This is a genomic window from Corynebacterium callunae DSM 20147 (assembly GCF_000344785.1).
GTDB classification, from domain to species: Bacteria; Actinomycetota; Actinomycetes; order Mycobacteriales; family Mycobacteriaceae; genus Corynebacterium; species Corynebacterium callunae.
In genome coordinates this window covers 1268954-1292327 of sequence record NC_020506.1, presented here as the reverse complement: position 1 = coordinate 1292327, position 23374 = coordinate 1268954, and the positions used below count along the sequence as shown (strand labels likewise).

Annotated in this window: 18 protein-coding genes, 5 tRNA genes and 1 riboswitch; of the genes, 5 read left to right on the top strand and 18 right to left on the bottom strand. The window is 51.5% G+C overall.

What is annotated here, in order from left to right; genetic code table 11:
• Positions 1–193 precede the first annotated feature (193 nt).
• Positions 194–571, top strand: a complete 378-nt coding sequence (locus tag H924_RS14795) for an integrase core domain-containing protein (RefSeq protein ID WP_081602498.1) — start codon at positions 194–196, stop codon at positions 569–571.
• A 357-nt stretch (positions 572–928) separates the two neighbouring features.
• Here H924_RS14795 and H924_RS13655 read toward each other — a convergent pair whose 3' ends face one another.
• From H924_RS13655 to H924_RS06015, 15 genes are all read right to left on the bottom strand, one after another.
• On the bottom strand, positions 929–1663 hold the full coding sequence (locus tag H924_RS13655) for a prepilin-type N-terminal cleavage/methylation domain-containing protein (RefSeq protein ID WP_015651082.1): 735 nt from the start codon (positions 1661–1663) through the stop codon (positions 929–931).
• A 103-nt stretch (positions 1664–1766) separates the two neighbouring features.
• Positions 1767–3179: a hypothetical protein gene (locus tag H924_RS06075; RefSeq protein ID WP_015651081.1), complete on the bottom strand. Its 1413-nt coding sequence runs from the start codon at positions 3177–3179 to the stop codon at positions 1767–1769.
• 132 nt (positions 3180–3311) lie between these two features.
• Positions 3312–4235 carry a DUF5655 domain-containing protein gene (locus tag H924_RS06070; RefSeq protein WP_015651080.1) on the bottom strand — a complete coding sequence of 308 codons (924 nt, stop codon included), beginning with the start codon at positions 4233–4235 and terminating at the stop codon, positions 3312–3314.
• A 60-nt stretch (positions 4236–4295) separates the two neighbouring features.
• On the bottom strand, positions 4296–5978 hold the full coding sequence (locus H924_RS06065; RefSeq protein WP_015651079.1) for a UvrD-helicase domain-containing protein: 1683 nt from the start codon (positions 5976–5978) through the stop codon (positions 4296–4298).
• Between the two features lie 8 nt (positions 5979–5986).
• On the bottom strand, positions 5987–7810 hold the full coding sequence (locus tag H924_RS06060; protein WP_015651078.1) for an ATP-dependent nuclease: 1824 nt from the start codon (positions 7808–7810) through the stop codon (positions 5987–5989).
• The gene (locus tag H924_RS13930) at positions 7780–7953 is read right to left on the bottom strand and encodes a YgjP-like metallopeptidase domain-containing protein (protein ID WP_245533907.1); all 174 of its coding nucleotides are present in this window, start codon (positions 7951–7953) and stop codon (positions 7780–7782) included. Before H924_RS13930 ends, H924_RS06060 begins: the two co-directional genes overlap by 31 nt.
• A 51-nt stretch (positions 7954–8004) precedes the next feature.
• On the bottom strand, positions 8005–10932 hold the full coding sequence (locus tag H924_RS06055; protein ID WP_015651077.1) for a restriction endonuclease: 2928 nt from the start codon (positions 10930–10932) through the stop codon (positions 8005–8007).
• 13 nt (positions 10933–10945) lie between these two features.
• Positions 10946–12793, bottom strand: a complete 1848-nt coding sequence (locus tag H924_RS06050; protein ID WP_015651076.1) for a site-specific DNA-methyltransferase — start codon at positions 12791–12793, stop codon at positions 10946–10948.
• Between the two features lie 54 nt (positions 12794–12847).
• Positions 12848–15730 carry an SNF2-related protein gene (locus H924_RS06045; RefSeq protein ID WP_015651075.1) on the bottom strand — a complete coding sequence of 961 codons (2883 nt, stop codon included), beginning with the start codon at positions 15728–15730 and terminating at the stop codon, positions 12848–12850.
• A gap of 93 nt (positions 15731–15823) precedes the next feature.
• On the bottom strand, positions 15824–15991 hold the full coding sequence (locus H924_RS13925; protein WP_015651074.1) for a hypothetical protein: 168 nt from the start codon (positions 15989–15991) through the stop codon (positions 15824–15826).
• A 15-nt stretch (positions 15992–16006) separates the two neighbouring features.
• Positions 16007–16123: riboswitch (SAM riboswitch) on the bottom strand.
• Positions 16124–16589: 466 nt separating this feature from the next.
• Positions 16590–16662, bottom strand: a tRNA-Glu gene (locus tag H924_RS06035).
• Between the two features lie 817 nt (positions 16663–17479).
• Positions 17480–17552, bottom strand: a tRNA-Glu gene (locus H924_RS06030).
• Between the two features lie 37 nt (positions 17553–17589).
• Positions 17590–17661 (bottom strand) — tRNA-Gln (locus H924_RS06025).
• Between the two features lie 90 nt (positions 17662–17751).
• Positions 17752–17824, bottom strand: a tRNA-Glu gene (locus H924_RS06020).
• A gap of 37 nt (positions 17825–17861) precedes the next feature.
• Positions 17862–17933, bottom strand: a tRNA-Gln gene (locus tag H924_RS06015).
• Positions 17934–18126: 193 nt separating this feature from the next.
• Here H924_RS06015 and H924_RS06010 point away from each other — a divergent pair.
• The 3 genes from H924_RS06010 to H924_RS06000 all read left to right on the top strand — a co-directional run bounded on the left by H924_RS06010 (position 18127) and on the right by H924_RS06000 (position 19429).
• Positions 18127–18648, top strand: coding sequence for an SRPBCC family protein (locus H924_RS06010; RefSeq protein WP_015651073.1), 522 nt, complete (start codon positions 18127–18129; stop codon positions 18646–18648).
• 173 nt (positions 18649–18821) lie between these two features.
• The gene (locus H924_RS06005; protein WP_015651072.1) at positions 18822–19223 is read left to right on the top strand and encodes a DUF2975 domain-containing protein; all 402 of its coding nucleotides are present in this window, start codon (positions 18822–18824) and stop codon (positions 19221–19223) included.
• The gene (locus H924_RS06000) at positions 19223–19429 is read left to right on the top strand and encodes a helix-turn-helix domain-containing protein (protein ID WP_015651071.1); all 207 of its coding nucleotides are present in this window, start codon (positions 19223–19225) and stop codon (positions 19427–19429) included. The genes H924_RS06005 and H924_RS06000 overlap by 1 nt, the downstream gene beginning before the upstream one ends.
• 114 nt (positions 19430–19543) lie before the next feature.
• On the opposite strand, the gene gltX is transcribed toward H924_RS06000, so the two are convergent.
• Complete coding sequence (gene gltX, locus H924_RS05995) at positions 19544–21025, bottom strand: glutamate--tRNA ligase (protein ID WP_015651070.1); 1482 nt, start codon at positions 21023–21025, stop codon at positions 19544–19546.
• 74 nt (positions 21026–21099) lie between these two features.
• On the opposite strand from gltX, the gene H924_RS05990 reads away from it, so the two are divergent.
• Positions 21100–22230 (top strand): isochorismate synthase, encoded by a 1131-nt coding sequence (locus tag H924_RS05990; protein ID WP_015651069.1) that lies wholly within the window; start codon positions 21100–21102, stop codon positions 22228–22230.
• 244 nt (positions 22231–22474) lie between these two features.
• On the opposite strand, the gene H924_RS14435 is transcribed toward H924_RS05990, so the two are convergent.
• Positions 22475–22864: a hypothetical protein gene (locus H924_RS14435; protein ID WP_015651068.1), complete on the bottom strand. Its 390-nt coding sequence runs from the start codon at positions 22862–22864 to the stop codon at positions 22475–22477.
• Between the two features lie 12 nt (positions 22865–22876).
• Positions 22877–23083 (bottom strand): type II toxin-antitoxin system HicA family toxin, encoded by a 207-nt coding sequence (locus H924_RS05980; protein WP_015651067.1) that lies wholly within the window; start codon positions 23081–23083, stop codon positions 22877–22879.
• Positions 23084–23374: the final 291 nt, after the last annotated feature.

Here is a 23374-nt window from a genome sequence, read left to right as displayed (position 1 = left end):
ACTCTCGTTACGTTCTTGCTGGCCGAGCATTCAACCAAGAAACCACAGCCAACGTCATCGAAACATTCATACACGCAGGCAACACCTACGGATTTCCAAAATCAACACTGGCCGATAACGGTTCTGTATTCACGACAAAGCTCTACCGAAAAGCAGAAACTCGCAGCGGATGTAAACACCTCCTGCTTCACATCTGGATAAAGCAAAGCACGGCTCACCCTATCGCCCACAAACCCAAAGGAAAGTCGAACAATTTCACTTAACACCCCAAAAAGCTCTATCACACAGAAAAGCAGCACGAAACCTCGGTAAACTCTACAAACAGCTCAGCGAGACCATCGACTACTACAACACCGAGCGACCCCATCGCGCTGCATACCAAGCATTCCCCAAAGCGCAACCCGCAGGACTGCCACTTGGTGACTGTAACCGCATACGCCGCGATGTCATAGATTCGGCCGGAAAAGTAAGCCTGCAACGGACTGGAGAATTCAAGAAGCTCTACGTCGGCACTAAACTCGCCGGCACCCGGTCTTGCTTATGCGTCCCAACAACGACATCACCGCGATAAACCACGAAACGGCAGAAATCCTCGGAACATATCCACTCGAAAAAAGACGCAGCCATCACCACAGCCTGACAAAGAGAAGAAGCCCCGAGACATCTCCTAGCGGCTGGGTGAGATGTGTCCTGACTAGTCAGCGCTAATCGGCAAATTCGAGCAAACGGGGCACAACGCAAACCCAGATTTCCCTCGTGGCGGCCATACGGTTCGGGCTGACCCTGGCTCACTCCCCAATCTCGGCATCAGAGATTCCCTGAGCTATCTGGCGCACCAGGTTATCTCGCTAATATCCGTATACCCCTTCGTAATCCGCACACCAGACGCGGTGCGACGATTTAGCAGAAGATGGACTCTTAAGGCTGCCTAAGGCGTAGGCCGTATACTAATACTGCATGCGTTTGGACTGGAGTTGATTCTTGCTTCCCAGTCTGTCCCCAGAATCTCTTCTACCTCATTTATATTGGAATGCGCCCTTAGGTGTTCAATCACAGCTTGATTTTCATTGAGATCCGCTCTGCCGCAGCCAGAGCCGTCTGGTGCTAGCCAATACAGTTCTGCGCGATCTTTATCGTTCCGCGCGTCGAAAGAGACCAATATTCCTCTCGTTCTGATAGCTAATCCCCCAACAAGTTCTGCTGATCGATAAATTTCCAACATAGGTGTCAAGGTGTTACATCTGCCACTAGCTAGAGCGTCAGTTAAGGGGGTATTTACGCTATATGACAGCAGTACGTCTCCATTACTAGGATGTATGTACTGGTAGTATTCCCCTTCGGCGAAGTGCTCCGTGGCTGGATAGTCGGATAATGAACCTATGCAGCCAGTATAGAATCCATATTGTTCAGGTACGTCATAAGGCGAAAGATGACTAAAAGACCCGTCGATTATGGCCATGCCAACTGATTTCTCAAGCGAATCAACACTAGATGTTACCTGCGCTGTTTGCGCCCTCTTCTGTATACCGTTATAAACCACAATCGAAATAGCTGCCAATATCCCAATTACTACAATAACAATGAGCAGCTCAACTATCGTAAAGCCAGGCAGTCTATTGTTTCTAGGCTGAGTTTCCGCTTTAAAGTAGTTTCCGATATACATGGCTTCCTTTTATATTTAATTATATTTTTATATTAAATTATATTTATTAATCTTTAAGCCTATTGAAATATAAGCGATGATAAATTGTAAGAGCTTGGGTGAGCTACCTGATTTTACTCCAGTCAAACTCCTTAAGAAACTTTGCGATCTTAGGGCCATGGGTAACTACGGTCCTGACGCCCAGTTTTAAAGCTGCCTCTGGTAGCTCATCACGCTGCATTTGGATAGAGCGGGAAGCAAAGTTTGCAAGCATGCCCAACTCCCCTACTGGAATACTCTCTCGATCGACCTTAAGCTGCACTGCTTCGGCAAAGTTGTAGGTCAGCTCTACCATCTGGTTTGCTCGCTGATTCAGAGCCTCTGCTGCCGCCCGATTCGTAACTAGCTTTTTGTCCGCAAACTTCGCCACTTCATGAGCCGTCTCATATAGATCATGAACCCTCGTCGCACGCTCCCGGTCTCGATCCGCTTGAAGTACCCGTAGCGTATCTAGCTCCTGGTTATACGCCTCAAGGGATTCTTCTAGCTTCTCTTTGAGCTTGAAGTCATCCAGACGACATTCAGCCAGGTAAGCATTGGCAAGAAAACCCAGCCACTGAGAAATTTCTCGCTGAGCTTCTCCAGTAGCGACCATCATCGATTTAAGTCCGTGCATATCGGCAAGGTCTTCGCGGATAGTAGTGGTCTGATCCCACGCATAACTCTCGACCGCACTCACGGTGTTTTGGAAAGAGATAATCTCGTTCATAAATCGAGAATCGACGGTCCCCTCAATCTCATATCTGATCGTGGCTTCCCGAAGCGTTTTCAAGAGGCCCGAAAGATCAGACTTCTTAGCCTCATCTACTTTCTTAATGACCGCATCAAGCTTGTGGTCAATAGTCTGGAGGTAGGCAGTAATCTCAGCCAGAGACTGCTGCAAAGCCACCTGCGTAACAATCCCGCCCACACCCGACAACACAGCAGGATTAGTAAGCAAAGATCCAAACCCATTGTCAACCTGTAGCCATTTACCGGTCTTCCCAGGCTTTCCAAGCTTTTCGATCATCGCATAGGTGATACCACCTTTGGTCTCATACAGTCCTAGCTTTTTGACGCTCGCCGCACTCTCCTTCGTGAGCTTGATGTAGTAGCCCGAATTCTCTGCAATCTCAGACACCCCCTGTAGTACAGTGCCGCTCTTTTTAAACTGCTCACTGAGATGGCGAAAGAGGATGTTATCTATCTTGGTTGTCTTCTTTGCAGAAATCGCTAGAGAGTCTATAAATTCCCGAACAGCCAGCTCATCACCGAAAACCATGAGCTCATCATCACGTCGAACCACTTCAATCTCTAGAGCAACCTGGCTATCTTCGGAAAGGTCATCGTCCTGCTTAATCAAGCTGTAATCCTCAGACTCCTCCGTGGAGACAGAATCCTCCGCCGGATTAGCCTCCGTAGCCTCGGTGATGTCACCAGGATCTTCACCGTGGGCGATCACTTCCTCGGTCTCGATCGGGCCACTCTCGTCGTCCATGATTAACTCCTCATCTGTCTCCGCTGACACCCGCCCGTAACGGATCCGCTTACTGACCCCAAGCCTACTAAGCCAGGTGGACACCGGGACGGAACTCAGGCGAGATCTCGCTGGTTCACTCACCTTGAAGCGCTACTGGTTGATGCTGTAGCTCTGCTCAATGAGCGTCATGAGATAATCCATATCGCTATTGGGAGTAACCTCAACTCGGTAGTCTCCATTCCCCCAATGACCGATCTTCACCGGATCAACCAAGTTCTCGGCAATGCCTCGCGGATCATCGAGCGTGCCACTCTTGACGTTGATAAAGACCCAGAGCTTTTGCTTTTGGAAGACCACGTCGGTCACGTTGCGAGTCATCTTAAATGCTACATAGAGCTTCTTGAACTCGAGTTCCATCTCTTGATCGAGACCAAGTACCCGCTCTTTAAGGTCGTCATAGAGCTTGCGGCTGGCCGGCCCAGACTTCGCCAGGTGGTCTTCCAGTGTGTAGGTGACCTGGAGCGGCTCGGCCCTCTTCTCGACGCTGGTGCCAAGTTTCGGGACGCCTTGGAGCTTCACCTTCTGGTAGCTCTCCATATCTAAGGTGAGCATGTTGTTCTCGAACAGCTGGTAGCGCATCAGTTCAATCTTGATAGGAAGCAAGTCCGCGGTATCGGTATCGAACTTGCTGTAGCTCTCCGCTACGCAGATAACCCGAGGCGCATCCCACTGGACTTCTTTCTCGACACCCTTCTCCTGGCAAAGGACGTGGAACGAGTCCTTGTGGTCGAGCAGCCAACGCAGGTATGAGAGTCCCTGGTTGATGACGTTCTCGTTCTGGCCCTTCTTGTACTCGATAATGCACGGGTTGCCGTCATCGTCGATGCCAAGAGTGTCCATGCGCCCACCGAAGCTGGTGGAGTACTCGCTGGCCAAGAAGTGGACACCCAGGATCTCGTGAAGGCTACCCTCGAAAATCTTCTGGATATCTCGCTCCAGAACCTTCTTGCCATTGACGATAGTCTTGGGCTTAACCTGCTTGGCCGAGTCCTGGCCGACTTCGAAGAGAATCATATGGGGTGTTATATCACTTTGACCAGCAGTTTTCGTGCGGTCATGGAAATGGGCGACAAACTACCCAGACAATGCAAGAGGAACCTCGTCTCTCTCCAGGATTAGCTTCACAGCATCTGTGTATTTATTGTGCACGGCCAGTATGAGCAGACGTTTAGCCCTTGATGCGCCGACATAAAGGACTCTTCTCGCTTCAGAGCCTTCTCCTTCTCCCCAGCCACGAATAGTGGCCCCCGTCCGCTTGTCGCCTGGAACGACCAGGACGATCGAGTCTGTCTCCAGTCCTTTGAAACCGTGAACTGTTGAATGCTCATATTGATGCTCGGCTGTCGGTATACCATCCCATGGCCAGGCATCGGCTGATGGTGTCTTGGTCCGGCCACGGTTGAGCGCGATCCCGAATCCTTCCGCAACCTGGATAAGTTTCTCCCTGTACGCACTGCGGGACTGCCTTGCGGGATCTCCTACTGCCACAACGAACCTCAAACACAGTTCATGATACGAACTCTTGGTCAGCCCGAGAGTCTCAAGATAAATCTCTTCGCCAGCTTTTGCTAGCTGCTCGTCGGAATGCAGTTGCTGCAGCAAAATTCCGGTTTCTGCGAGGGCTTTAGTCCTTTTCGCTGAGGTCGACGAGGAGTCCAGGAGCAGATTGCCCGACTTGGCTAGTGCTGCAACCTTGCTTTTTGACGACTTACCTTTTCCGTGGCCACCAGCAGCGAAAGCTGCATTGTCTTTGCTGTGCGCCAGAAACACCGGTTTTGCCAATCCCCGGTATTGGTCAATTACTGTCTCGACCGATGGCCCGATCTCCGAATGATTTCGGTAGCCGATGAGATGAACGGGGATATCGCAGGTCGAGGCCTCTCCTACAGGAATGTCGATGGTTGGCCCCTCACGTAAACTATTCACAACCTTGCAAATAGCGGGAGAGCTACGAAAATTTGTATCGATGCGCGGCTGAGGGCTGGCCGACCGCAAGAAGTTGCGGACTTCTGGAGCCGAAGTGCCTCTGAACTCGTAGATGGACTGGTCGAGGTCTCCGACAGATATAAGACGGATTCCCGCATCTCGCAGCGACTTTAGAACCAGAATATCGGCGGAGTCGCAGTCTTGAACTTCGTCGACGATGACTTCCTCGAATCGTGAAGTGAGTAACTCGACGATTCCGTACCTGTTCTCTTCAATCTCTATTCTCGCTATGAGTCTCGAAGTGTCCGCGTCGAGGTGCCCCGACCTAACCAGCTGGTTCCATTTGCTATACGCCGCAGACTCCAACGCACAAATTTGAGACTCTGAGTACCTACACCTGTACTCATCCAACAGCGTTGCCCAATCATTGTGGCATTGAAAGTGATCCAAAGACACCGGAGGTTGACCTTTAATCCTCACAACAGCCGAATCAAGACTGCTCCAGGAATCCCAGAAAGTAGGAACCTTGCCATGCTTTCCTTTGTAGAATGGTGCGGCAAAGAACCTATTGATAAAGCTGTCGATAGTGCCAACGAAGTTCGGTGCTTGAAGTAGTTCGGGTTTGTGGGCGCATCTCCTCTGCGCTTCCTCGGCAGCGGCGTTGGTAAAGGTAACCAAGGCGGTACCGCGCCGCGAGTCTTCCGAGTCACCTCGCCTTGCAAACCGCTCAACGATGGTCTGCGTCTTACCTGCACCCGGACAGGCCTCAAAGAAACCGCCGGACTCCGACTCTATTAGCGACCTCTGCGCCGATGTGAACTCAAGACTCATGCTTCCCCCTACTCTTCAGCTGCCGCCTCGATCGCTGCTTTGAGCTGAGCCGGACAGTCGATAACTACGCCTGGCTCCGCAATAGCAAGCGCAATGTCATGAGCAAACTGCCCCTTACTAATATCCAAGTTCTCGGCGCCCTTCTTGACCTGGAGTCTGCGGTACATCTCCCTGCCTGGCTCTTTTGCCTCTTCGATCGCATCCCACTTCCCGCCTGACTTCGGGTGCTGTTCTAAGAATGCTTTTCTAAGGATTCGGTTGTTCTCACTCGCACCGGTCAAAAGGGTTGCTTCCAACGTATATTTTGATGTCTCCACCCTCAGGATGTTTTCAGCCTTTAACTTGGTAGCAATGCTCTCGAGATCCTCGGATCTGTTAATACTCTTGGCCTCCGAATCTTCAAGAGGTGGGTCTTCATCCGTAAGTGCGATCACCTTGTCTGCGATACGCATCCCTCCACCGAAGTCATGCAAGAGCAGCGTCAGGTATGGGCGAAAGTCAACCGATCCAAGATTGACGATCGGCGTGGCCTTGAAGCGGCGGAGTCGTTTTGCCTGTTCGGGATCGCTTCGATCAAACACGCAGTGTCTCGCAAGCGCGGGGAGCAACACTGCCTCAGAAATTCCCTCGACCAGAATGACCCGCTGAGTAAAAAGAAGATCAGACCGAGTTACGTCCAGATATTGGTCGATTTTCCGACGGTCGTTGTCGTTTGCGAATTCTACCTGCTTCAGCGCAAGTGCGACTGAGCTACTTCGAATATCGCGTTTAGCTGACCGAATAACGACAGTCCTTTCTATGCCAACCGAGCTGGCCAGGTTAGGAGAATGAGTTGTCGCGATAACCTGGATTCGCCCAGCAGGACGTCCCTCTTTGGCCTGCTTAACGGACTCTTCGGCTTGCTCGAGGAGGAAATCAAGCAGAACACCCTGGAGCTGCGGATGTAAATGCGCTTCCGGCTCCTCCACCAGGAGAAGGGTGAGCTCTGACTTGTTTGCCTCCTGCAACTCAAGCAAAACCGTCGACATGAATAATAAGTTGGCATAACCCAATCCGGACGATGCGAGATCAGTTATATCTATCCCTTGCTCTGCCATTTTGAGGCGGAGTCCCCGTGCGAGGTGCTCCAATGTAGGCCGTTCAAAACCGATCGCCACCTGTTGTCCTCGGACCGCATCGGTCAGCGAGGAAAGGTGCTCCTGAATCTTCTTGCTTACACCTTGGACAGCGTCACTTACGGAAAGCTGATCGGTGGCAGCATGGGCCTGCTTCAGGAATTCCTCACGCTCTTTCTCATCAAGCAAGTAACGTAAGACAGCCCCCAAGCGCCGCCCGTTGGCAGAGTCCAACTCACGCTTCGCATCACGCAGTGGCTCGAGGTACACGTGGTTGATCTTCGAGCGCACCTCCGATTCAGGATCCGGAGAGGCAACCAGTCCTGCCAAACGTTCTGTCCGACCGCGCGGGTACTGATCTGTCGGCGGAAAATAGCGGACATGGTGGTGGATCTTCTTTGTTTCCAGGTCCAAAGCCCCGATGAATAACGCCTGCTGGAAATTGTCTCCGTCCGCGAAAACAAGCTCAATATCGGGGTTAGTGGCGGCCCCGATCGACGGGTCGTCAATCTCGAAGTACCTCGTCCGTCTTCCACTCAGTGGAGCCGTTGCCAGGCGAAGCGCATCGATAATGTTGGATTTGCCCGCGTTGTTTTCGCCGACCAAAAGAGTGAGATCAGGACTAAGTGCTACCTCCGTTTTCTCACAAGACCTGAACCCCTTAATCCGAGCACTCTCCAGCCACATCACCGTAGCGGAGTCGGGATCAGTCGCCATTGCAATCGCTCCAATCTTCTGCTCGGAGGAGCTCCATTTAGCTCATCACGTCTGGCAGTCCAGTCCGGTCGATGTCGATCCATCACCGCTATAGTCCTAGAGTTGTGGCTTCTAGCGATCAGGTGCGACAGCTCATGGACCACTATGTACTCCAGACTTCGGAGGGTTCTGAATGTAGACGGTCTTAATCCTCATTAAATTTCCGGCCTCTCGGGAGACGATTTAGCGTAGTTAATACCGATAGCTTCGAAGTGTCCCTGGGCTGAAATGATCTTGGCTCGCTCATTTGGGCGCAGGAGGCGCGGATCAGCGGTGCTCTTGGTTTCCCGAATCATATAGATCCGCTCGTCGCCATCCTCGTACTTTACAATGGCCCAGTCTGGGTTATATGGGCCGACCGGAGTGTCAATCTTAAAGCTTGCCGGCAGCTTCATAAACAGCTTGATGTCCTCCCTCGAGTCCAAAAGCTCGGCAAACTTACGCTCATTGTCAGAGTCGTAGAGGACGTAGTCGAAGTCCGACTTCTGCTGGTTCTTCACCTTGTAGAGATGATCGATGAAGTGCTGCTTCTCCTGCTCACCATCCTTCTGCAGCTCCCGTAGCGTATAGACGCTGCCACCAATCGCTTCATACTGGACTCCCTTGACCAAGATGTCGGCCAATTCACCCTCCACCGAATCCTTGACCAGTTTCAAGAAATCGTGAGGGTTGGAGAGAAACTCATCCAGACGGCCACTACCGACGAGAATGTCGATGATGGTCTGACGAGTCAGCGAAGTCGCATCCTGCAGCTCATTAATGATATTGGGCAGTTGATAGCCGCCCCGCAGATCGGCTGACCTGGTACCTAGTTCCTCGCCGTGTGCTCCGCCGCGCACCACCTTGAGATTTGCTCGGGTCACCTGAACACGCAAAGGCTCGATATCGGGTGCCTGCTTGATCGTATCGATCGACTTGGTGATCAGATCATCGCGGTCAACCTTGACCTTGTAGGTCGTGCGCTGACTAATAGCCTCCCAAAATTCCTCAAACTCCCGCGACGCATAGATCTGCTTGTTGAGCTTACGAGTACGGCGCTTCCGCTGCTGTTTCACGAACGTCTCTATCTTGCTGTCCTGGAGAATCTTCGTCACGAATGGTTCAAGCCACGTAATCTCTTCCGACAAATCCAAGGTGAAGTGTTCGTCTTCAGGTCTGAAACGCTCAGTGACTCGACCATCTTTGTCCAGGAACCCCTTTGTATGAAGCTGATCCCAGATTAGGGAAGACTCCACATAGCCCAGCACCTCACCAGCATCAGAGTCTGGGCGGGGGATCTTGGCGAACTCCTCACGCCGGACATAGCCAATCGCCACGCCGACCTTGATGTACTCCTGTTGAAGGCTTTTCGCAAATTGTTGATACGACTCATTAGCGACCACCGTCAGTTGAGCGACTGACGGATCAGCGATCCGCTCACCATCTTGGTTGACCGGCAGCCGCAATCCACGACCGATGGTCTGTCGACGTTCTGTCTCACCACCCATTTCCCGAAGCGTACAAATCTGGAAAACATTGGGATTGTCCCAGCCTTCGCGAAGAGCAGAGTGAGAGAAAATGAAACGAACAGGCTCATCATGGCTGAGCAGTCGAGCCTTATCCTTCATGATCAGGTCGTAAGAATCATCATCTTTCGAGGTAGCTCCCGTGGTATCACCGAAAACGCCCTTCTTAATCTGCGAGAAATAGGCATGGCGTAGCTCTGCAGGCTCTTGGGGCAATAGTTCCGCATACTCAGGATGACGCTGGCGCTCCTCGTGGAACAACTCATCAAACCAGACCGCGAATTGACCATCAGCGGTCTCATTATTAGTGCCATCACCCAGGTAGCTGGCCACCTTGTCAACAAAGAACAGACTGAGCACCTTGATACCCTTTGGGCGCAGAAAGCGCTCCTTTCGAAAATGCTCACGAATCGTTTCCCGGATCATCTCGCGGTACACGACTTCCGTGCTGCCGCCGATCTCCTCCCCCAAGTTGAGCACACCGTGGTTGGTCAGCTCGACGAAAGCAGGTTCAAGGCTGATCTCGTTGATCCGCCAGTTGTTCTCGTAGGCAGGGTTGTCCGTGATACGAGCTAGGTCCTGATGCTGCTTCACCGTCTTGACTTGACGGGTAAACGACCCGTCAGCCTTGCGACACACCAGCTCCAGTTTGGCCTGCCAAGGATCACGCTTGACGTCCACCAGTTTGATATACGGTGTTGCGTCTCCGCCCTGCTGAGTCGCCTCGGCCACCACAATCTGTTTGACCAAGCCATGTTCGTGCGCATCGACTGGATCTAGACGATAGATGACGTTGCGTGTCTTGCGGTGTGTAGCGCTATAGCGCAAGGTGCAAGCAGGATCCAGATCCTTAATGGCACTCTGGGAGAGCTTGGACTCCATATTTTGTGGCTCATCCATAATGACCACCGGGTTGGTGGACCTGAGGTAGTCCACTGGCCTAAGTCCCTGCAGCTTGTCCCTGGTTTGGTGGATAATGCGGGTGTTGGCGTTACCTCGAATCGAGTCGATCGTCATGATCATGATCTGCACGCTGGTTGACGTAGCGAACGACTGCACCTCCTCAGGAGTTTTGCCGCTGTAGACAAAGGCATCGAAAGGGTGTGCTGGGTAAAGCGCCCGGAAATGATCCCGCATGAGATCGATGCTAGTTTTGACACCTTCCCGGATCGCTACGCTGGGCACGAGGATGATGAACTTGGTGAAGTTATACTTCTGCGCTAACTCAAAGATAGTGCGTAGATAAACGTAAGTCTTACCCGTACCAGTCTCCATTTCGATATCGAACTGGGGGCCGTCCTTAAGGGTCTCGGAACCCTGCAGTCCGTTTCGGTTCTGGACGACCTTGAGGTTTTCTAGGATGGTCTCTTCGGTAAGCAGCAGGTTGTTTCCGATCGCTCCGATCTCGACCGACAAATCCATATCCAGGGACAAGTTTTCACGGTCATCGAAATCACGGTTGCTGCGCAACGTTGTAAGCAACTGATCAGCGTCCGCTGGCTGCCCATCGAACAGGTCAATGGTGGCTGCAATAGCGTCTAGTTGGTATTCCTGCTTAGCATCAAACTTGAATTTCATAACCAACTCCTACCTACGCCGTCCACAGCTCAATGCCGTTATTCTTACAGATCTGCACCAAGTTTGTCTTCAGCTCGTCATCCCCTTGGAAACAGTCCTCGAGGATCACAAACCTAACCGGTTTAGAGTCAGCGATCTCGCGCAGTTGATCGATCGTTGGCTTAGTGTGCTCGTCTAGGTAGGCAAGAACAGCCACGTCACCGTCAGCATCCAGGACAGTCTTTAGATCCAGTCCCTCAATAGAGACGTCCCCAATGTCCTCAGTCAGGGAGTACCCCTGCTTGAGCAGCAACTCGACAAACAAGTCAGCCGGGGTGGCGTTATCATTGGCTGATTCGCGCAGCTCCAGCAGGTGCTGCTCTAGTTCATTTGCAGGAGTGTCACTGGAGACCTGCCACTTCGAGAAGTTGGTGTCACTGAGCCTATAGGAACGGAAACCGACATCGAGAAGATTATCACCCACAGCACAATCGCCGGTAGCGCTGGAGAGTAACTGTTCACCAGCTAACTCCAGTCGCCGCCGTGCGACCTGCGGGATAGTCAAAAAGCCAGCTTTACGCGCTTCTGACGTTTCCGGAGTCGGCTCGGGCAATTGGACTAAAATTACCCGACGGTTCCCACCATCTTCACAATTTTGTCGCATTACTGCATGTCCTGTAGAGCCTGAGCCCGCAAAGAAATCAAGAACCAAAGAATCTTTGTTAGTAAATTGTTTTAACATCCGTTCAATTAAACTTACTGGCTTTGGACTGTCGAAATACGGGCCACCCATGAGTGCCTTCAGAGCAGAAGTTGCGCTTGAGGTGTAACCCGCGTCGTCCCACCAGGTGGTATCTGTCTTCCTATTCTGTTTCGCCTTATTAAGATAATACTTTCGTTGAAGGGTACTACCGCGTCTGATTATCTCCCCAGCATCGTAGAGGCCTTGCATTGTCTCCAGGGAGTATCGGAAATAACCCTCTACTCCGAGAAATTCGTAATATGGATTGCCTTTTCGCGCACCCCCTGGACCGTCCACCGGAACAAGCTTGTAAGCTCCACGCTCGTCTAATCCGTTGAACCCTGATAAATCAGGATCGAGTCCAATCGATTTACGACCGGCATAAATCACGTCAAATCGACGTGCGTAAACGTAAATTACATTGTGATTTGGAGAAATAATTTTATCGTTTGAGACTGAACCGCGAGATTTATGATTGATCGCTGCTACAAAATTGCTTTCGCCGAATATTTCGTCTAAGAGCCTTCGCAGGTTTCCAGACTCGTTATCATCGATCGAAACAAAGATCACTCCATCATCTGCCAAGAGGTTTCTCGCGAGCCTTAAGCGCGGAAACATCATGTTCAGCCAGTTAGAATGATACCGGCCTTCAGACTCAGAGTTCGTAGAGATTTTCTGTCCTGCTTCATTAAGCTGCTTCGTCCACTCCAAATAGGAATCCAGCCCCTCCTTGAAGTTGTCCGGATAAACGAAGTCCTTGCCGGTGTTGTATGGGGGATCGATGTAGATCATCTTGATCTTGCCGTGGTAATGCTTCTGCAGAACCTTCAACACTTCCAAGTTATCGCCTTCAATAAAGACGTTCTTGGTGGTATCCCAGTCTTTGGAGTTCTCCAGATCCGGCTTTAGGGTTGCAGTGGTCGGCTGCTGAGCCGCCCGCAGTGCCCGCTTCTTTCCCGGCCAGAACAATCCGAAACGCTCATTAGACTCATCAGCATCGCCATCTAATAGTTCCCTGAGCTTCTCAACGTCGATCTTGCCGTCAGCAATCGCTTCTGGAGCCAACTCTGCAAGCTTCTCAGCCAGTTCTGTCTGGAAATCTGGGGTATTCGATGGAATGTGGTTGATGTCGTCGTTCATAAGTGTTCTCCTGAGTTATTAGTTGGATTTCTGGGTGGCTGGTCAGCCCGGGGGTTATGCGGTGATTTTCCAGCGGATACTGAACAGATCATCGATTCTCTGCGTGCCGTTGAGGGATTGTTCGATCAAAACCAACATATCGTCCACTTCATCAGTGAGTCGATCTCGCTCACGCATGTAAGCCTCCTCTTCTTCTTCGACCCGCTCTCGCCACTTGCGGGCTTGCTTCTTGTGGCGCAGCTCCTCCATTGGGTCATCGGCTTGGCGAGACAGCTTTCGATGCTCCTTGCGTTTTGCCTCATACTCCCGGATCTTGGCGTCTTTTTCCGCCTTGCGGTCCTGAATGCTTCGCTCAAGGATCTCTTCCTGCTGGTTGTAATACCGAGTATTTCTCGACTGAACTTCCCTTTCCAGCTGGGAGCGCTGCTGATCAAGAGCCGCTTCGAGGAGTTCTTCATCACCTGCTGCCGTTACCTGGTTCTGCTCCGTGACGACCAGCTCCATCAGGTCAGTGACATGCTCCGCATCAAGACGTCGCCCATCATCCGCAAAACCCGCAGCAAGAATGTATGACTCCGAGACATCATCATTCTTGGCTTTCATGTCGAACGTTATCTTCTTGACCACGACGTTTCCGCTCGCACCCTCGAATTCCCTAATAGCAGCCGGAACACGGGGTGACTGGGACAGGCTCAAGATTAGTTCTGCTGGAGGTGTGGGTGCTTCGATGGCACTTGTCACCGCATGCTTAGCTAATGCACTGCTGTAGCGGTATTGATGCGCCCCCTCAATCGGTGCCGACTTGAAGAAATAGCGACCCAGCGGCGCATCAGCCACCGGTGAGGAGTTCAGTTCGAAGGTACGTCCATCGCCATGGAAGGTCGCGTGATCTCGCAGTTTATAGCGGGTCACCGCAACCAGGAGCCGCTCGAACTTATTCAGCACCTCACCGGATTGCTCGTCATAGGATTTCAGGCGGTCTTGCACATGAGGATCAAGGTTATCAAAGACCTTGGTCTTCGCTTTCGCCATTTCCTCTGTGATTTCTGTGGAATACTGCTCCTCCAGAATTTGGAAAGCAGCATCAATTTGTTCAGCAGTCGTGCACTGGTCAAGGATTCGGCTGATCTGCCGTTCGAAGTCGAACCCGTCTTCAATCGCACCGAGAACCTCGTCACTGGCCCCAAAAACGCTATCGAAGAGCTTGAACTTACCCTCAAGCAACTCCAGGATGCGTTGTTCAGCAATGTTGCCCTTATTGGAGAAGTTGACCACCACGACGTTGTGCTTCTGGCCAAAACGGTGGATACGACCGATACGCTGTTCCACGCGCTGAGGGTTCCACGGCAAGTCATAGTTGACCAGCATTGAGCAGAACTGAAGGTTGATACCCTCAGCAGCAGCTTCCGTAGCGATCATGATCGACCCGTTGTCCCGGAAATAATCCACCAGAGCTTTGCGACGATCGGAAGCTGGGATGCCGGTGACGATGTCGCTATCCTTGTTTTTCATCAGCCAGTCCTGGTAGATGGCAGTGGCAGCTGGCGAATTGTTTTGCCCGTTGAACAGAACAAGCCCATCGCTGCGTCCCGCCTCACGCAAAGTCTGAGCGATATATTCCTGAGTCTTCGTCGAGTCAGTAAAGATAATCGCTTTCTCGGGGGCGCCAATTTCCCGCAGTTTGGCGAAACCACGATCCAGCGCATCGCCCAAATGGACAGCCTTCTGATTGACCCTAATGGAGCGGGCCAGGTGTGCAAATCCGCGTAGTTCTTCGATCTCTGCCTGAATCCCATCCCGAAGTTGATTATCAGACCAAGTCTCGTTAGCCGTCCGATCTTGACTTGCAGAGTCGGCTTCCTCTAGCTCCTCAGTGGTGAGATCGTCATCGAAAACGAGAACGCCACGCCCGTCACGTCGCTGTCCCACCTGTAGTTCTTCAGCCAGTCGACTGGCTATGTTTTCGAGGGTGCTGGCAACGGCGAACGTTGAAGACCCGAGTCGCTTACGCAAAATGAGTGCTGAAAGATGCCGCTGTGACGCTGCAAACGCGTAAAGATCATCCCTCTGAAGATAATCATTGACCAAGTCATAGAGTCGCTTTTCCTCATCAGACGGCTCAAACTCGATTGTGATCGGCATGCGCTGGGTAAATTGGATGTACTTCTCCGCGTCTCGGCGCAAGGTACGCTTGGAAATGGTGGCCACCCGCTCAACTAGATCATCATCGCCCTGAAGGTCTCGATTTTTGATGTAGCGCTCGCGGAAAGCTTCGAGCGAATGGAAATAGTCAGGATCAAAAACCGACACCAGTCCATAAAGCTCTTCAAGCTTATTCTGAAGTGGCGTGGCCGTGAGCAATATTGTTTTCGAGGCATTGCGGACAACGTCCGCGAAAGCACCCGCAACTTTGGCTCGTCCGTTCCAGTAGCTACGAAGTCGGTGCGCCTCATCCGCAACTACCAGGTCCCAAGATCGCATCAGCTCAATTTCGTTACGCTGAAGGAACTCGTAAGAACAGATAAGTACCTCGGAAGGAATGGCAGAAGACTTACCCAATAGCCGGACTTTAGAGGTGGAGTCTAATAGCTCGGCAGGGATCAAGAATTTTTCAAACAACTCTTGTTTCCATTGCTGGCGCAGACTCGAAGGGGCAACGATAAGGATACGACGTTTACGCTCCGCCCAGTACTGAGAGATGACAATACCAGCCTCAATCGTCTTACCGAGCCCAACCTCATCAGCCAAGATCACGCCGGGCAAAAACGGGGTTTGAAGTGCGAAAAGAGCGGCGTCAATCTGATGAGGTTTTGGTTCAACCTGCGCATCGAACAGAAGTCCTGCTAGTTTGCCCACGTGATCATTAGCGTAACTGCGCTCCAACTCATGCGCAAAGAACTTCGCTTGATAATCAGTTAGCGGAACTTCATTCGACATATTTTGGGTATCCTTTTCTAACAGAACAATCCACTACCAATGAGGCCAGAGAAATTAAGATTACACTGAACACCGGGCACAGTAGAAAAGTGTCTAATCGACCCATTCCCCGTCCATCCGAATATTGCTTACGGGAACCCACTCAGCATTCTCAAGGCTCTTGCCAACACGCATATAAAAAGGATCATGACCTGCGTGAAATTTGCCGCACTTTGGGTACAGCTTGATAACCAACGGGGTGTTCTCATAGGTATTCCGCATGGGAATCTCCTTCAAAAATCGCTCTTCTCTGCATTCTTTTGAGTGCGGAGCCGATCTTCCTTCGGGGGCACCGTGCGCGATGCGCGGTTGCCAGTCAGCCTGCCGAAGGGCTTGCGGCTGATCTTCTTGATCGTGAAATCGACATTAACAGACAGCTTGGTCTAGATGCAAGTATTTGAAGTGTGAACCTTTTCAGAACTGGTTTCCCAAAAGCAATCACGGAGGGAGTTCTTGGGACGAAGAAATTCTTAACACTCGTCAAAAATTTCTCGCTAATTTATCAAAATTGCTTACTAAAACGAAGTTGAAAGCTACCCACTAATATCTCTAGCCCCAAAATATACCGCTTCAAACACCACCCTCTGGAACAAGCAAACTGTTTACCGGCAAACGCAGGTGGCAAATTGAACAGTTCACACTTGGTCTTGTTTTATGGCGATAACGACACATGGCCTAATATCCCGATCGAGAGCATCGATTACTAAAGCGGGCTGACGGAAGCTCTCGGTGAAGGTTCTGTCACTATTACTTTCAAAGCAGGATAAGGAGACAAAAAGAAGCCACTCAGTGAAATTCACTGAGTGGCTTCTTTGGTTTGTACCCCGTACGGGATTTGAACCCGTGTTACCGGCGTGAGAGGCCAGCGTCCTAGGCCGCTAGACGAACGGGGCGCGTTTGGTACGAGAGAAACTATATGTCATAAAGTTAAAACTAAACAAACCGGCAGGTCATAAGCACTTTTTCGGACTATTTTTTAAGAACAAAAAACTAAGGGCACCTCCCTTCGAATTTTGCTTTCGAAAGAAGGTGCCAGGCGTACAAGGGTCACATTGTCTGTTCTTATCTGACCCTTTCAACCTCTCACAGAAGCTTCAACCTGCTTCCACTACTTTCCGGCTGCGTTTCGGAAGTTTCGTCAACTCGAGTAAATTGTTCTCGCTGTTGCGTCCGTTAATACCCTTAGTGGGCTTGAGGTGCCGAGTGTGGGTTGTTGAAGGTGGAGAAGTTGGGTGTCAGATGACTGCAACGAAGTGTCATTTCGAGGCGAGCTCCTGATTCACACATCTTTAGTGCTTGGAATTCATGGTTATGGCGATGCCAGCTTCCAGGAGGACAGCTTCGTTGTGTCCGAACTTCATCTTTTCTTCACTTACTGCCATACACTCTCCTTCTACTGGATCGTTTCCATTAACTCCAGAGCACTCTTTCCGAAGCCTTTTAAGATGCATTTGTGCTGGTCAACAGCTACATCTTGTGGTGATCGGCTATGAGCTTCTCTGTATGAACCTGACTTTAACCCCAAGGGAAATGCAGGTAAAGGGTTAGCGCGCTATTGCACAGCAAGAGAATTTTTGCACCTACCCCCGCTTTTTAAATTTCTGCAGCTATTTGCCACCGTACAAGCGTCCTACACAGGGGTAAGATCAGATGTCTTGAAATACACAAAAGCATCCACCTTCAGATTTGAAGGTGGATGCTTTGCTTTTGTACCCCGTACGGGATTTGAACCCGTGTTACCGGCGTGAGAGGCCAGCGTCCTAGGCCGCTAGACGAACGGGGCATTAGGACACGATCATTTGTTTTCCAGCTGATCGCAGCTGGCCTACCAGGACTCGAACCTAGAATGACGGTACCAGAAACCGTAGTGTTGCCAATTACACCATAGGCCAATGTTTTCCAAGGTTTAAAGCACCTTGGGAAGTTTGCACTTCATATAAAAACCCTTCCCCAACAAAGTTGGAAGAAGAGAATTTACAACGTACCCCGTACGGGATTTGAACCCGTGTTACCGGCGTGAGAGGCCAGCGTCCTAGGCCGCTAGACGAACGGGGCATTAGGACACGATCATTTGTTTTCCAGCTGATCGCAGCTGGCCTACCAGGACTCGAACCTAGAATGACGGTACCAGAAACCGTAGTGTTGCCAATTACACCATAGGCCAATCGTTGCAAGCTTTTCGCTGAGCAACGAGGAATACTATAACCACAACCATGCAATACGGCCAAATCTGCAGGTAATCTTAAAAACTCGCAGCAATACCAAAGTGGCATGGGGTTGCGTCGAAAAGCGGTTTTTCCTGGTTTTTCCGGGCTAGACTGGGAGGAAGTTACTAACACCCGAAGGGATCTTGGCCTATGCCTTTTCCAGCGCTGCTTATTCCACTTATTTTTTGGACGGCGATTGCGGCATTTTCATCGTGGGCGGTGAGCCGTGCACTGCCGCTGCGTGCGAGCCACACCATCACTATTAACGCTCCGGTGGAAAAGGTATGGGAACTGGTCAGTGATCCACAGCGGGTGGCGGAGTGGAATGAGCATATTGTGTATGCGCGCCCCAAGGATAAGATCGCAGCCGGCACGCGCTTGATCATGAAGGCGAAGCATCCCGAGGCGCCACATCTTAACGCGCGGCTGCGCCCGCAGATTGAGGTTTTTGAGCCCAATACGGAGGTAACCTGGAAGGCCAAGATTATTGCGCCATGGGTGCTTTCTGTTAGTGATTCCACCACCTTGCGCGCGGTAGATGAAAACCATACCGAGGTAACGCAGGCGATGGCTTTTAGTGGCTTCCTCTCCCCTGGTGTGCCATTTTTGACCAGCATTGAAAACATTAAAGAGACTTCAAATAAGAAGCTAAAAGCACTGTTAGAGGCCTAATTTCTAAAACCGCGCCGAAAAGTGAAGCCACTTAAAGCCTGCATAAACATATCGAATAACGATAGATTCATGCCTTGAAACGACAAGTGGAAGGCTGAATCGTGAATCCCCGCATCCTATTTATTCTGCGCTTTATCTTTGGATTCTCCTTTGTGGGAATCGCCGTTGTGTAAGTGCTGCTGCTAATAAAGCTCATTACTGATTCCTCAAACGGCGGTGAGCTCTCTCCCCTGCCGCTGATCATTTTGGTGAGCCTGCTTATTCTCCTGATGGGCCTGGTGGAGTTTGTGATCTTCTGCATCTTCAAACTGCTCAACCTGGTTCACCGTGATGAGATCTTTGATCAACAAGCAATTGCGTGGGTGGATCGAGTAACCGCTTCCATCGCCATTGCTGCCTTTGTGGTGCTGCCCATGGCTTATATTGGCGCCGAGCTTGATGATGCACCTGGCATGGTGATTGTGGGCCTGGTGGTGGCAATGCTCGTGATGGGTGCAGCACTGCTGGTCAACATCATGCGCATGCTATTTGCCCGTGCCATTGGCTTCTCCACTGAACTGGAAGCGGTGATCTAATGGCGATCATCGTGGATATTGATGTGATGCTGGCCAAAAGGAAAATGGGCGTGGGTGAGCTGGCCAACCTCATCGGGATTACTCCGGCCAATTTGTCCGTACTTAAAAACGGGCGCGCAAAGGCTATTCGTTTTAGCACCTTGGAGGCTATTTGTCGGGAGCTTCAGTGTCAGCCCGGAGATATTCTGCGTTTTTCTGAGGATTAAAGCGCCACAAGCAAAAGGGTTTCGTCGAAAAGCGCACACCCGAGCGCGCTGAAACATACAAGCGCCGGCTCACCTTAAATAACTGGTGGGCCGGCGTTTTTGGGGTTGCGGGTTTTACTCCGCTGCCTGATAAGGAGTCTGAGCGCGGGCGGCGCGCAGGCGAACCATGGTGGATTCCTTACCCAAAAGCTCCATGGACTCAAACAATGGTGGGGAGATAGCCTCGCCGGAAATACCCATGCGCAATGCGCCGAAGGCAACACGTGGCTTGAGCTCTAGATCCTCAATGAGGGCCTTGTGCAGCGCGGCCTCAATGTTTGCGGTGGTCCACTCCTCCACTGCTTCCAAAGCAGCGATGCCGGCATCAAGTGGCTCGATGGCGGTTTCCTTGAGGTTCTTCTTGGCGGCCTTCTCGTTAAGCACAAGATCTTCATCAGCAATGACCAGGAACTTCAGCAGGTCCCAAGCCTCGCTCAAAACCTTGATGCGGGTCTGTACTAGCTCCGCAGCGATCGCGAACTTCTCAGCTGGGTAGTCGGCTGGGAATTCGGTGTACTCGGTCATGTAGGCGCGCAGACGCTGTTCAAAATCGGCAGGCTCCAGCAGACGGATGTGGTCTGCGTTGATGGATTCCAGCTTCTTCTGGTCAAAACGTGCAGGGTTACCCAAAACGTCAGCCACATCGAAGTTGGCAACTAGCTCATCAATGCTAAAGATGTCCTGATCAGCAGACAGTGACCAGCCCAGCAAAGCCAGGTAGTTCAGCATGCCCTCAGGGATGATGCCGTTATCACGGTGATTGAACAGGCTGGACTGCGGATCGCGCTTGGAGAGCTTCTTATTGCCCTCGCCCATCACGAATGGCAGGTGGCCAAACCGTGGGGTTTCCTTGGCAACGCCGATGCGCTTCAATGCCTCATAAAGAGCCAGCTGGCGTGGGGTGGAGGGAAGCAGGTCCTCGCCACGGAGCACGCAGTTAATCTCCATTAGAGCATCATCAACTGGATTCACCAGGGTGTACAAAGGCTCACCATTGGAACGGGCAACCACAAAGTCAGGCTGGGTGAAGGACTTAAACTCCACCTCGCCGCGGACGAGGTCATTCCACTTCCAGTCCTGATCAGGCATGCGCAGACGCCACACTGGCTTGCGTCCCTCAGCTTCAAAAGCTGCAACCTGCTCCTCAGTAAGCTCGCGGTCGAAGTTGTCATAGCCAAGCTTAGGATCGCGGCCTGCAGCCTTGTGACGCTCTTCTACTTCCTCCGCAGTGGAGTACGCAGGGTAAACCTCGCCTGCGTCGATAAGCTTCTTCAGTACGTCCTGGTAGATTTCCTTGCGCTGAGACTGGCGGTAGGGCTCATGTGGGCCACCAATTTCAACACCTTCATCCCAGTTGATTCCCAACCAACGCAGGGAATCAATGATGGCAGCGTAGGATTCCTCGGAATCGCGCGCAGCATCGGTATCTTCAATGCGGAAAATCAGCTTGCCACCGGTGTGGCGGGCATATGCCCAGTTGAAAAGTGCAGTGCGCACAAGTCCAACGTGTGGGGTACCGGTGGGAGACGGGCAGAAACGAACACGAACATCAGTCATGCAGGCTATGGTAATCGCCCCTACCTTATGCCCGCGCGTTTACCCCTCATGCGGTGGGATTAGAATGGGTTCACATGTCTGTCCACCGCGATCCCGCCGCCCCGCCAACAGCACCAGATTTTTTGCTTTCCCGAGGTCACGGCTCTATTCGCACCCAGGGTTCAGTGGAAACCTTCACCGATGCTTGGGCTGCGGTAAACGCTCTAAAAGAAGGCCGGGTGCCACTTGTTGTCGGCGCCCTGCCCTTTGATCGCGATAAGGCCGCGGCCTTGACCGTTCCCAAAACGGTCATCCGCGAAGAGGGCCCGCTGGAGCCCCACTCCTATTACCGATTCGGCCCAGGGTCAGTGTTGAGTGCCGAGGTTGCAGGCGTCGATCCCTCACCGCTTGAGCATTTACGACGCGTAAACGCAGCCATTGCAACCATTAAAAAGACACCCTTGCAAAAGGTCGTTTTGGCGCGCGCGGTGGACATCAGCTTTAATCCCCCGGTTGATCCATTGCTGGTAGCAGCTCGTTTGATTGATAATTCCCACAACAAAGATGGCTTTATTGCTGATCTCACCCCAGCCGGCCCGGAATTTGCAGGCCATATGCTGGTGGGCTCCTCCCCCGAGGTCTTGATCAAGCGCCAGGGCTCTACTGTGAGTGCCTATCCCCTAGCAGGCTCTGCCCCACGCCTTAGCGATCCAGTACGCGATCTCGAACAAGGCCAAAGCCTGCTTTCCAGTACCAAGAATTTGGAAGAACACAGCTATGTGGTTAACCATTTGCGCGCGGTTCTAGAGCCCTTGTGTGAACGCGTGGATATTTTAGACACCCCAGAACTCACCAAAACAAATGAGATGTGGCACCTGGCAACTCCTGTGGTTGGCACTCTAAAAGATCCCGCCACCAGCGCTTTGGAGCTTGCGCTTTTGGTGCACCCCACACCGGCAATTTGTGGCACCCCCACCGATGCCGCCGAAGGCCTCATCAAAACTGCGGAATCTCCCCGCAACTTCTATGCCGGAGCCGTTGGCTGGTGCGATTCCACTGGCGACGGCGAATATATGGTTGCTATCCGCTGCGCCGAGGTTTCTGGCGATGGAACTCATGCCCGAGCTTGGGCCGGCGGCGGAATTGTGGCTGATTCCGATGCTCAACAAGAGTTCGACGAGACCACTGCGAAGCTACGCACCATCATGAGGTCGCTCGGACTCTAGTTTTGGGCCTGAAGGTGCGCCAAGGCGCGCCAATCTACGCAGAATACATGTTCTAATAGGGTTTTCTTCGTAAATCGGCACGATATAGGGGCTTGAAGTGTGCCGATTTACGACGAATACAGGTTCGCTTTGTCCAAGTTGCGCAAATCGGCACGCTTGGTGAATAAAACTCCCTCAGCATCCAAAAAAACGACGCTCCAGAAGGCCGTTTAAGGCGATATGGGAGCGTCGTTAAGGATTTAACTCAAGATGAAGCCAACAGTTGGTAAATACGCGCTCGACTAATACCCAATAGTGAGGCGGTGTCTTCAGAGTTGATCCCCCTATCTTTCAAATCCTTTACCACGCGTCGAATACGTGCAGCAGCCAGCTCCTGCTGCCGTGCGGCCTCTTTACCAGCCGCCTTAGCCTGCGCAATATCATCTTGTAGTCCACCAAGATCGACCTGAATCTTGATTGAAGTATTTGCATGATCTTCACCTGGAAAAGCAGTATCAAGATAATCTCGAACCTGCGATTCAGCATTTTTTAGATGTGCAACACTAGTTGCATGATCATCGTCAATAAGTAGATCCCATCCTCCAGACCACCTGGTAGCAGTCACTGAGATGAGATTGGAAGCTTTAACGTTCATTAGGGCACCCTCTTAGGCGTTTTTACTTAACTGCTCAATTGCTTTTAGTGCAATGCGAGTAACCGCGGGAGATATTTCACGAGTTTGAGTCAGAATCACAGGGCGGGATAACTCTGGATGTTCCCAAACTTCATGATCCCCTTTTCCTTCACGCGCAAATACAAATCCCGCATTTTTGAGTAGTCTCACCAGATCCCGATACTTCATCGGCTTAGTCATACCGTACGTTATATCCCCTCTATAAAACCAGTGTAAAGGGGGACTATAAATCCCTCGCCCAACCCTCCACGGCCACATTTTATCCCACCACCCTAATAAAGCGAACCAATTTACGCAGAATACATGTTCTAATAGGGTTTTCTTCGTAAATCGGCACGATATAGGGGCTTGAAGTGTGCCGATTTACGATGAACACACGTTCACTTTGTCAAAGTTGCGCAAATCGGCACGCTTGGTGAATAAAACACCCCCAGTGCCCAAAAAAACGACGCTCCAGAAGGCCGTTTAAGG